Source organism: Yoonia sp. (assembly GCF_046498525.1).
In the GTDB taxonomy this organism is placed as follows: Bacteria; Pseudomonadota; Alphaproteobacteria; order Rhodobacterales; family Rhodobacteraceae; genus Yoonia.
This window is the reverse complement of the sequence record NZ_JAWOAN010000073.1, coordinates 1-9042: the sequence shown is the minus strand read 5'-3', so window position 1 is coordinate 9042 and position 9042 is coordinate 1. Positions and strand designations below refer to the sequence as shown.

The 9042-nt window shown below is 58.9% G+C and carries 9 protein-coding genes; 3 read left to right on the top strand and 6 right to left on the bottom strand.

The genetic code is table 11. The features are described from left to right. Positions 1–46: 46 nt before the first annotated feature. Positions 47–358, bottom strand: a complete 312-nt coding sequence (locus tag R6T97_RS04930) for an ETC complex I subunit (RefSeq protein ID WP_410348187.1) — start codon at positions 356–358, stop codon at positions 47–49. Positions 359–423: 65 nt separating this feature from the next. Then, complete coding sequence (locus R6T97_RS04925; RefSeq protein WP_410348186.1) at positions 424–1659, bottom strand: aminopeptidase; 1236 nt, start codon at positions 1657–1659, stop codon at positions 424–426. 133 nt (positions 1660–1792) lie between these two features. On the opposite strand from R6T97_RS04925, the gene uvrB reads away from it, so the two are divergent. From uvrB to R6T97_RS04910, 3 genes are all read left to right on the top strand, one after another. Then, positions 1793–4000, top strand: coding sequence for an excinuclease ABC subunit UvrB (gene uvrB, locus R6T97_RS04920; RefSeq protein WP_410348185.1), 2208 nt, complete (start codon positions 1793–1795; stop codon positions 3998–4000). Between the two features lie 343 nt (positions 4001–4343). Beyond that, a complete protein-coding gene (locus R6T97_RS04915) occupies positions 4344–4772 on the top strand; it encodes an excinuclease ABC subunit B (protein ID WP_410348184.1) in 429 nt (142 codons plus the stop codon). Further along, positions 4772–5242, top strand: coding sequence for a pyridoxamine 5-phosphate oxidase (locus R6T97_RS04910; protein WP_410348183.1), 471 nt, complete (start codon positions 4772–4774; stop codon positions 5240–5242). The genes R6T97_RS04915 and R6T97_RS04910 overlap by 1 nt, the downstream gene beginning before the upstream one ends. Here the strand turns inward: R6T97_RS04910 and R6T97_RS04905 are convergent. The 4 genes from R6T97_RS04905 to R6T97_RS04890 all read right to left on the bottom strand — a co-directional run bounded on the left by R6T97_RS04905 (position 5237) and on the right by R6T97_RS04890 (position 9039). Next, positions 5237–5737, bottom strand: a complete 501-nt coding sequence (locus tag R6T97_RS04905) for an NYN domain-containing protein (RefSeq protein WP_410348182.1) — start codon at positions 5735–5737, stop codon at positions 5237–5239. The two genes, R6T97_RS04910 and R6T97_RS04905, sit on opposite strands and share 6 nt — an antisense overlap. A 77-nt stretch (positions 5738–5814) precedes the next feature. Next, the gene (locus tag R6T97_RS04900; protein ID WP_410348189.1) at positions 5815–7047 is read right to left on the bottom strand and encodes an ABC transporter permease; all 1233 of its coding nucleotides are present in this window, start codon (positions 7045–7047) and stop codon (positions 5815–5817) included. A 101-nt stretch (positions 7048–7148) separates the two neighbouring features. Next, positions 7149–7952 (bottom strand): taurine ABC transporter ATP-binding protein, encoded by an 804-nt coding sequence (locus tag R6T97_RS04895; RefSeq protein WP_410348181.1) that lies wholly within the window; start codon positions 7950–7952, stop codon positions 7149–7151. 97 nt (positions 7953–8049) lie between these two features. Continuing rightward, positions 8050–9039: an ABC transporter substrate-binding protein gene (locus R6T97_RS04890; RefSeq protein WP_410348188.1), complete on the bottom strand. Its 990-nt coding sequence runs from the start codon at positions 9037–9039 to the stop codon at positions 8050–8052. Between the last annotated feature and the right edge of the window lie 3 nt (positions 9040–9042).

Genomic DNA, 9042 nt, shown 5'->3' with positions numbered 1-9042 from the left:
TGGTATGGCGCGCGGGCCGCATGTTTGGCAAGAGCAAAAGCCCCGCTTAATGCGTCCAGACACCGCGGCGATTGGTTGCAAAATTTTCGCCATAACCGCCGGGGCGGATGTTGGTCTTGCGCTGTTTTGGTTCGCGCACCACGGCATCGATGCCATGTTCACGCGCGTACTCCAACGCCGCCTCTTTGGTGTCGAACTCCAGCTTTACCTGCGCCTGGGTATCCGACGACGATGTCCAGCCCATAAGCGGATCCACCTCGCGCGCGGTCTCTGCCACATGTTCCAGCACCCAATGCTTGGTGTTGGCCGTACCCGACGACATGGCGGTTTTGGCTGGCTTGTAGATTCGTGCGCGCATGGCTGCGTCTCCCTTGGCTGAGTTCTATATGTGCAAAACGCACGTGCAGTGCAAGCATTTGCGCATCACGCCCACTCGCCCCCGCGCATCACCGGCACCCGCGCACCGGTCTTGGTGATCCCGTCGATATCCACCGCATCGGACCCCATCATCCAGTCCACGTGGATAATGCTCTGGTTGCCGCCCTTCTGCTTCAACTCCTCGGGCGACAATTCGGACCCGCCTTCGATCGTATCGGCATAGCATTGGCCCAGCGCGATATGGCAGGATGCATTTTCGTCGAATAGCGTGTTGTAGAACAGCGTTCCCGACTGGCTGATCGGACTGGAATGGGGCACCAGTGCCACCTCGCCGATCCGGCTGGAGCCATCATCGGTGTTCAACAACTGCTTGAGGATATCCTCGCCCTTGCTCGCCGATGCCTCGACGATCTTGCCCGCCTCGAAACGGACCTTGATATCGGCGATCACATTGCCCTGATGCGCCAGCGGCTTGGTCGCCGAAACCGTCCCCTCGACCTGATAGGCATGCGGGCAGGTAAAGACCTCTTCGGTCGGGATATTCGGCTGGCAAACCACGCCGTTCAGCGCAGCCGAAGCGCCGCCTTTCCAGATGTGCCCCTCTGCCAGACCCAGATGCAGATCAGTGCCGGGACCAGTGTAATGCAGCGCGCTGAAGTTCTGCGCGTTCAGCCAGTTCACCCGCTCTTTCAGCGTTGCCGTATGCGCGGCCCAATTCGCCACGGGATCATCCCCTTCCAGACGCGACGCCGCATAGATTGCGTCCATCAGCTGGCCCTGCGCCTCCTCGATCGGTAGATCGGGATAAACCCGCGCGGCCCAGCCCGCGCTTGGGTAGGCCACGATATTCCAGTTCACTTCAAAGCCCACAATCGGGTTCATCGCTGGCTTGGCGGCAATAGATGTGGCCTTGCTGAGCCGTGCCACCTTTGCAGGGTCCTGCTCCGCCAAAAGCATCGGATCATCGCCCGTGATCGCCATACGGGCCGCACCGCCCTTGAAGGCCGCCGCCATGCCTTCGTAAAACCATGCCGGTGCGCGATCAAAGCTTTCATCGGGCGCATGTTCATAACGCGCCAGCGTGATCGCATCATCGTGAAAGAAGGGCGTCACAATCCCCGCACCCGCCTTATAGGCATAAACCGTGATGCGGCGGACCAGATCAAGGGCGGCCATGGGTGCTGTAATCACCAGATCCTGCCCCGGTTGCAGGTTCACGCCGGTACGGACGGCGACTTCGGCAAGACGGTCAAGTTTGACGGGATCGATATAGTCGGACATGGGGATACCTCATTCTTTGCACAAAGCCTATGACATCTTTCGCCCGCGTCAACCAGTGTGGCCTGCTATTGGCGAGCACCCTTGAACCGCCCACCAAACACATCAACTATAGGCCTGAACCAAAGGATCACGCATGGCCTACGCCCAGACCGACAAACGCCCTCCGGAACAATTCCTCGCCAATCCGGCCCCTGACGTCAAAACCCGCGAAAAGCTGGAAGGCGGCAAGCAATTCGTGCTGCAAACCGAATTCGAACCGGCAGGCGACCAGCCCACCGCGATCAAGGAACTCAGCGCGGGTATCCTGAACGGCGAACGCGATCAGGTGCTGCTGGGGGCCACCGGCACCGGCAAGACCTTCACCATGGCCAAGATGATCGAACAGACCCAGCGGCCTGCGATCATCCTTGCGCCCAACAAAACGCTGGCGGCCCAGCTTTACGGCGAATTCAAGGGGTTCTTTCCCGAAAACGCGGTGGAATATTTCGTCAGCTACTACGACTACTACCAGCCCGAAGCCTACGTCGCGCGGTCCGATACCTATATCGAGAAAGAGTCCCAGATCAACGAACAGATCGACCGGATGCGCCACTCGGCCACCCGCGCACTTCTGGAACGCGACGATGTGATCATCGTGGCCTCGGTGTCGTGCATTTACGGGATCGGGTCGGTCGAAACCTACGGGGCCATGACGCAGGATATCCATGTCGGAACCGATTATGACCAGCGGCAGATCATCGCCGACCTGATCGCCCAGCAATACCGGCGCAACGATGCAGCCTTCCAGCGCGGCACCTTTCGGGTGCGTGGCGACAGCTTGGAAATCTGGCCTGCGCACCTTGATGACCGGGCCTGGAAACTGTCCTTTTTCGGCGAAGAGCTTGAGGCGATCACTGAATTCGACCCGCTGACAGGCACCAAGACCGGCACGTTCGACAAGGTCCGCGTCTACGCCAACAGCCACTACGTCACGCCCAAGCCCACGATGCAGCAGGCCATCATCGGGATCAAAAAGGAACTGCGGATGCGGCTCGACCAACTGGTGGCCGAAGGCAAACTGCTTGAGGCTCAGCGGCTGGAACAACGCACCAACTTCGATCTTGAAATGCTCGAAGCCACAGGCGTCTGCAACGGCATCGAAAACTATTCCCGCTATCTGACAGGCCGCGCCCCGGGCGAGCCGCCCCCCACGCTGTTCGAATTCATCCCCGACAACGCCATCGTGTTCGCCGACGAATCCCACGTATCCGTCCCCCAGATCGGCGGCATGTACAAAGGCGACTTCCGACGCAAGATGACGCTGGCCGAACACGGGTTTCGCCTGCCGTCGTGCATGGATAACCGCCCCCTGAAGTTCGAGGAATGGGACGCCATGCGCCCGCAATCGGTCTTCGTCAGCGCCACGCCCGCCGCATGGGAGCTGGAACAGACCGGCGGTATCTTTACCGAACAGATCATCCGCCCAACCGGCCTGATTGACCCGCAGATCGAAATCCGTCCCGTGGATATGCAGGTCGATGATCTGCTCGACGAAGTGCGTAAAGTCGCCGCCGACGGCTATCGCACGCTGTGCACAACGCTGACCAAACGCATGGCCGAGGACCTGACCGAATACATGCACGAACAGGGTATCCGTGTGCGCTACATGCACTCCGACATCGACACGATCGAACGCATCGAAATCCTGCGCGACCTGCGCTTGGGGGCCTTCGACGTGCTGATCGGAATCAACCTGCTGCGCGAAGGCCTCGATATCCCCGAATGTGGGCTGGTGGCGATCCTTGATGCGGATAAAGAAGGCTTCCTGCGCTCTGAAACCTCGCTGGTCCAAACCATCGGGCGGGCCGCGCGCAACGCCGAAGGCCGCGTGATCATGTATGCCGACCGGATCACCGGCTCCATGGAACGCGCGATGAAGGAAACCGAACGCCGCCGCGAAAAGCAACTGGCCTATAACGTCGAACACGGGATCACGCCCACGACCGTCAAAAAGAACGTCGAGGATATTCTGGCGGGCCTCTACAAAGGCGACGTGGACATGAACCGCGTTACAGCCAAGGTCGACAAACCACTGGCCGGGGCGAACCTCGCGGCAGTGCTCGACGGCTTGCGCACCGACATGCGCAAAGCCGCCGAAAACCTCGAATTCGAAGAAGCCGCAAGGCTGCGCGACGAGGTGAAGCGGCTGGAAACAGTCGAACTCACCATCTCCGACGACCCGCTGGCGCGGCAACAAGCCGTGGATCGGGCAATAGACGACGCGCAGAAGGCGTCAGGCCGGAGCACCGGCGGTCGCGGGGGTATGCGCGGCGGCAAGAGCAGGTACGGGGGGAAGCGGTAGGTTGGCAAGTAGGGTGGGTGAAACCCACGCGCCGCGAACATGGTGGGTTCCACCCATCCTACCCACCGCATTGATAACCCCGACACCCCCAAAATCTTAACCCCACATTCACACTTCCCACCGCACGCAGCCTTAACCCGCCCAAACCGCACATCCTGTACATACGCTTTCTGTACAGCATCTGTACCGCTTCCATACGCCCCAATCCCCCACAAAACCCTGCGTTAACGGATGATTCCCGCGCTGGCGCCGCACACCCCGCAAATCCCTGCCGCGCGTTGCATTTCCCCCGCCCGACGGGCCTTGCACTTGCTTTCTTGCCACGGCCCCTATTTCAATCCTCATGCGTATCATTCTTGCCTTCCTTCTGCTCGCCTCTCCCGCCGCCGCGTGGGAGTTTTCGGCCAGTCCGATCTGCACCCTGACGGACACGTCAGACACAGGTGAAATCACCGTCACCTATGACCCCGCGATCACCGAATACACCGTCACCGTGACCCTGTCCGAAGGTCGGTGGTCCAACGGCCCAACCTTCGGCATGGCCTTCGCAAATGACCGCCCCATCAGTATCCAGACCGACCGCCATCAGCTCAGCCCCGATGGGCGCAGCATCACGGTCAAGGATCGTGGTTTCGGCAATGTCCTCAACGGGTTGGAATTCAACACCCGCGCCTATGCGGTGCTGGGGGATACGACCGTCGGCTTTGATCTGGCAGGGATCGGGCCCGCGATCACAGCCTTCCGCAACTGCCCTGCAGAGAACCTTGCGTGATGACGAAACGCGATCCCATCAACCCCACCGATGGCGACGCCCGCAGGCTGGCGCACAAACTGCTGCAAGAGACACGCTTCGGAGCCTTGGCCGTCAGCCATCCAGATAGCGGCGCACCTTACGTCGCCCGCGTTGCGATACTCTGGGATCAAGGCGCGCTCTTCACGCTGATTTCAACGCTTTCGACCCACACCAAAGCCCTGCAAAAACAGGCAAATTGCGCAGCCCTGATTGGCGAGCCGGACGCAAAAGGCGACCCGCTCACGCATCCGCGGATGACCGTCATAGCCAAAGCGAAACAGGCAGACAAAGCAGCAATGAAAGACCGATGGCTCGCCGCGATACCAAAGGCGAAACTCTATTATGACTTTACTGATTTCTTGTTGTTCAAGCTGGAAATCACGAGCATCGATCTGAATGGGGGGTTCGGGAAAGCCTATCAGCTTCTCCCAGACGACTTGCGCTCATAGCTTTCCCCGCCAGATAACGGACCCATCCCGCCAAGTCCCGCGCACCAACTGGCCCTTTCGGTCGGCAATCGGAAACTGCACACGCCAGTCACGAAACTGGTCATTGGTGACGACCCGCAATTCATGATCAGCGGCGAACGCAAGTATCGCGACATCTGCAATCACCCCCTTGCTGACAACGCAAATATGCTCTGCCGGGTTGCCAATCAGCGGCGCCAGTTTTGCCTCGTCATAGTAGTGATCATCCAGAACATATCCGACGTTGGCATCAAAAAAGACAATTGGCGCATAGCCCTTCTCGCGCAGACTGGACAGGACTCGCGATAACACAAAGGCTGACGGCTCTTGCCCCCAATGCATCACATTTGACCCGTCCACCAAGATCGCATTTGGCGGTGGTCCCGTGGGCTTCTCTTGGCCGAAACGGTCCCGCAACCAAAGGATACAAAGCAGGCCAACAAGGGCGATTACAATCCACCAGAGGTCAAAGGTCATAGCAATAAGAAACCAAAAAAGGCGAGGAAATTACACCCTCGCCCCAGTCGCTTAAGTTGTCAATCAGGTTGGCCTGATCAACCCTTACCCTTCCACGGCACCAGCCATTTTTCGGCCTGCCGCATCAGCATATCAATGCTGAAACCGATGATGCCGATCAGGATGATCCCCATCAGAACGATGTCGGTGCTCTGGAATTTCGAGGCGACCATGATCATCATGCCAGCCCCCTTTTCAGCCGCGACCAATTCCGCCGCGACAACAGTACCCCAGCATACGCCCATAGCAACGCGCGCACCGGTAAAGATTTCTGGCAATGAGTTCGGCATGATCACATGGCGCATGATCTGCCACCTGGATGCGCCCAGAGAATAGGCCGCATGAACCTTTGAAATCCGCACGCCGGAGACACCGGAGCGTGCAGCAATCGCCATGATCCAGAGCGCGGCGAGGAACAACAGGATAATCTTGCCGACCTCACCGATCCCGGCCCAGATGATCACCAGCGGGATCAGCGCCAGCGGCGGCACGGGGCGCATAAATTCAACGATCGGGTCGAACCAGCCACGGAACCAGTTGGACAGACCCATCGCATAGCCCAGCGGGATGCCGACCAATGCGCCAAGACTGAAACCCACGATTACGCGGAAGAGCGAATAACCAAGGTGTTCGGCCAATGTCGAATTACGATAGCCGACGGTAGCGATCTCACCCAGACGGCTCCACACCGCTTCTGGTGCGGGCAACCAGATCGGCTCCATCTGCAAGCCGGTTGACGGGATGATGTTCAATGTCCCCTTATCAGACATGGCCACACGCCCGAAGCCCACATCGACCGACCCGCCCGGCGCGATGGCCTGACCGTCGACAGCGGTGATCAGAGTCTCTTCATCGCGGCCCATTTCATCGTTGCGATCAACACGCAAAAGCTCGCTACGATAAACTGGGATCGCGATTGCATCGTTCTTGGCAATGCCATCACCCTCGGCGATTTCGGGGGCATCGACCGCTTCTCCTGTTGGGTGTACAACCACTGAAACAGTCGCCGTATCGCTGTCACCCGCAGGCGTCGTGATGGTGTATTCAAAACTGCCCTCACCAAAGAAAGGACCCGGGGCATGCATGAAACCCGGCAAAAGCTTGGAGCCGGTAAACGCACCCCAAAGCACGAAGATCAACACAATCGACACCACCGATGCTGCGGTGTTGGACGTTACGGCACTTTCGTCGCCGAAGGTCACCGTTTTTAACGATCCATAGTCATGTTTGGGCGTGACGAGACGCTTCAGCCCGCTCCAGATCACCATCATCAAGAGGATCAAGGCTATGTAGCCGATAATATAAGGTGCCGCTTTGAACAACGTCACAAGAACGGCCCAAAGTTCACCCCAAAGATCACCCAGAAGTTCCATTATGCGTCCTCCGTCCGGCCCATGATTTCTTCTTCCATGTCCCAGATCATCCCGAGGATTTCCTCGCGGGTTTCACCGAACTTGGGGTGTTTCTTAACCTCTCGCAGGTCTTGCCCCACGCCCATTTCCGCGAAGGGCAAACGGTACTCTGTATGAATACGGCCCGGACGCGGGGCCATGACAATCAGGCGTTCGCCCAAAAGCAGCGCCTCTTCGACCGAGTGTGTGATCAGAATGATCGTCTTGCCGGTTTCCTTCCAAAGCTTCAGGACAAGGCCCTGCATCTTTTCGCGCGTCAGCGCATCAAGCGCACCCAGCGGTTCGTCCATCAGGATGACATCGGGTTCATTGGCCAGACAACGGGCCAAGGCCACGCGCTGCTGCATTCCGCCCGACAATTCATAGACGGCCTTTTCCTTGAAATCCTGCAGGCCCACCACATCAAGGAGGTGATCCACGATCTTGGCTTTCTCGGCCTTGGGCATCCCTTTCATCGAAGGGCCAAAGCCCACGTTTTCGCGCACGCTCATCCATTCGAAGAGCGCACCCTGCTGGAACACCATACCGCGTTCGGCGTCAGGTCCTTTCACGGTGTGCCCGTTGAGGATAATTTTCCCGTCGGTCGGCGCCAGAAAGCCCGCGACGATGTTCAAAAGCGTCGTCTTGCCACAGCCCGACGGGCCCAGCACCGACAGCAATTCACCCGCCTTGAGATCAATCGAGACGTCTTTCAACGCCTGCACCGAAGATCCATTCGGCAAGTCGAACCGCATAGAGAGTTTGTCTATCTGAAGTCCTGACATGTCCTGCCCCCAATCATTTTCAAAGCGGCGGACCCCCTTGTCGCGCCGATCTGAAAATGATTGGGCCGGTGCGCGCGCGCACCGGCCCGGCTAGTGGTTACATGTCAGCTGCCGCTTGCAGCGGGGCTGTGTTCACAGCACCCTCATAGCTGCTCAGCGCGCTTGGGATCGAACCTGCTTCGACAAAGACCTGTGCGACACCCTGCATGAATTCTGCCGCATTGTCGCCCAGCCAATTCTCGCTCAGCTGTTCTTCGACTGTTGGGAAGGTGAAGGTCGCCATAAAGTCACGCGCCGCCTGTTCGTCCATGCCGCTGTCTTGTGCAATCACCGGAAGCATTTCGTCGGCCATCATGCCGGCGTTCCAGTCCGCGTTCGCCTTGGCTGTCACGGCCAGAAACTTTGCCAAAAGATCGGGGTTTTCCGCAACGAAGGGAGCCGGCGCCGATGTCACGTCAAAAACAAGGATGCCCAGCTCCGTCTTTTCCGCGCCGGTCAGCAGGACGTTCCCATATTCCATCGCCGTGCACAGCGAACCGCCGTAACCGCACATCATGTCAACGGAACCTTGCGCCAATGCTGCAGCCCCTTCTGGCGGCGCCATGTCGACGACCTCAAGGCTAGCAACGTCCACGCCGAAATGGTCCATCTGTTTGAGAAAGCCATAATGCGCGGCCGTCCCGAGTGGCACGGCAACCTTCTTGCCTTCCAGTTCGCCCGCTGAATCCTTGTCGATCTCAAGGATACTGGCGACAACGCAGTTGTCATTGTCCGCATAGCTGACGGCAACATCAAGCACTTGCAGATCCTGTCCCGCGCTTGCCGCGATCACGAAGGGGGGCACACCCTGGCTGACGGCGATCTGCACGTCGCCTGATGCCATGGCGGTGGACATCGCGGTGCCGGTGTCAAAGCTGACCCAATTGACCTTGACGCCCATTTCTTCGTCGTAGGTGCCGTTGACCTTGGCAAACTGGAACGGCATCGGCCATTCAAGGAAATAGGCCACGGTGATTTCGCCATGCCCGGCGGCCATCGCCTGACCGGCACCGGTCAAAAGGGCCACGCCTGCAACGGCGCTCATCAGTGT

Excerpts from the sequence above, each read along its gene's own strand:
- R6T97_RS04930 (WP_410348187.1), bottom strand. The coding sequence starts at position 358 with ATGCGCGCACGAATCTACAAGCCAGCCAAAACCGCCATGTCGTCGGGT.
- R6T97_RS04925 (WP_410348186.1), bottom strand. The coding sequence starts at position 1,659 with ATGTCCGACTATATCGATCCCGTCAAACTTGACCGTCTTGCCGAAGTC.
- uvrB (WP_410348185.1), top strand. The coding sequence starts at position 1,793 with ATGGCCTACGCCCAGACCGACAAACGCCCTCCGGAACAATTCCTCGCC.
- R6T97_RS04915 (WP_410348184.1), top strand. The coding sequence starts at position 4,344 with ATGCGTATCATTCTTGCCTTCCTTCTGCTCGCCTCTCCCGCCGCCGCG.
- R6T97_RS04910 (WP_410348183.1), top strand. The coding sequence starts at position 4,772 with ATGACGAAACGCGATCCCATCAACCCCACCGATGGCGACGCCCGCAGG.
- R6T97_RS04905 (WP_410348182.1), bottom strand. The coding sequence starts at position 5,737 with ATGACCTTTGACCTCTGGTGGATTGTAATCGCCCTTGTTGGCCTGCTT.
- R6T97_RS04900 (WP_410348189.1), bottom strand. The coding sequence starts at position 7,047 with ATGATGGTGATCTGGAGCGGGCTGAAGCGTCTCGTCACGCCCAAACAT.
- R6T97_RS04895 (WP_410348181.1), bottom strand. The coding sequence starts at position 7,952 with ATGTCAGGACTTCAGATAGACAAACTCTCTATGCGGTTCGACTTGCCG.